Raw genomic sequence first — 586 nt, 5'->3', positions numbered from 1 at the left:
TTATAAAAAGAAATAATAATCCAATTTTTCAAATATCCTCATTGACTAACATATATATAAGAAATATATATGTATCATGGAACTATAAGAGGATAGAAAATGAGTGATATTTCAGATAAAGAGCAAACCAGAAAGAAACCACGAATAAAAAAGACACTGGAGCAGCAATTAGCATCTGCTCAGATGCGTTTAAATCGTTTGCAATATAAGTCTAAGCAAGAAGCTAAACAGATAGAGACACGTCAGAAAATAATTTTAGGGGCTGAAGTTGCCAAGGCTCTTGATTGTGATGTTTTTACGGTGGATAAGGATCTTGTTTTAGGTATGCTACTAGAGATACCCCACCTACATCCAGATGATAAAGAAAGATTTAAAAGAAACGGAATGTTATTTCTGGCTAGTATGAAAGGCCGAAAAACTTAATGGAATATAGAAGTCATTGTATAAGTATAAAATGTTATATGTATTCAACTTTCATTGAATTAAATTTGACATTATTTTATATTAATTGTATTTCATTTTATCATCACAGATGAATAACTCCATATTCAAATCTTGTAAGCTGTGGTGGTATTTAATAAAGTCA

1 protein-coding gene is annotated in these 586 nt (G+C 30.0%); it reads left to right on the top strand.

Annotated elements, in window-relative coordinates:
• Positions 1–99: 99 nt before the first annotated feature.
• Positions 100–423, top strand: coding sequence for a conjugal transfer protein TraD (locus INF68_RS23070; RefSeq protein ID WP_193525489.1), 324 nt, complete (start codon positions 100–102; stop codon positions 421–423).
• Positions 424–586 lie beyond the last annotated feature (163 nt).

Origin of the sequence: Enterobacter cloacae complex sp. P16RS2 (assembly GCF_014982155.1) — a bacterium.
GTDB lineage: Bacteria > Pseudomonadota > Gammaproteobacteria > Enterobacterales > Enterobacteriaceae > Enterobacter > Enterobacter cloacae_M.
This window is presented reverse-complemented; position numbering and strand designations above follow the sequence as displayed.